This window comes from Duganella sp. GW822-FHT06D06 (assembly GCF_058799615.1).
Genome location: NZ_JBXALQ010000071.1, coordinates 1 through 507, shown reverse-complemented (window position 1 = coordinate 507; position 507 = coordinate 1). Strand labels below are relative to the sequence as shown.

The 507-nt window shown below is 65.9% G+C and carries 1 protein-coding gene; it reads left to right on the top strand.

The window, feature by feature from the left end:
• Nucleotides 1-145: 145 nt before the first annotated feature.
• A partial coding sequence (locus AC1RMD_RS31235; protein ID WP_492932759.1) for a DegT/DnrJ/EryC1/StrS family aminotransferase occupies nucleotides 146-507 on the top strand: 362 nt, incomplete at its 3' end.

Below are 507 nucleotides of genomic sequence, written 5' to 3'. Positions count from 1 at the left end.
TGGCAGCCGCGCTGGCACCTGGGCCACACCATCGACATGATCGTCGCCTGGCACCAGGCGCACGCCGCCGGCGCCGACATGCGCGCGCTGACCTTGGCGCAGATCGACACGTATCAACATACCGCACATCTTTAAGGCTGGAATCATGAGTGAAGCACAAAGCAAGGAACAACTCCGCGAACAGATCATCAAGCTGGTGGGCGAGTACGGCGCGCTGGCCAGCGTGCCCAAGGCCTTCGAGCCGGGCGTGACGGTGATCCCGCCGGCCGGCAAGGTGGTCGGCGCGCCGGAAATGGAACTGATGGTCGAAGCCTCGCTCGACGCCTGGCTCACCACCGGCCGCTTCAACGACCAGTTCGAAGCCCGGCTTGCCAAGCTGATCGGCGTGGACTTCCTGATCACCGTCAACTCCGGCTCCTCGGCCAACCTGGTCGCGTTCAACACGCTGACCTCGCCCAAGCTGGGCGCGCGCGCGATCCGGCAGGGCGACGAGGTGATCGGCGTGGC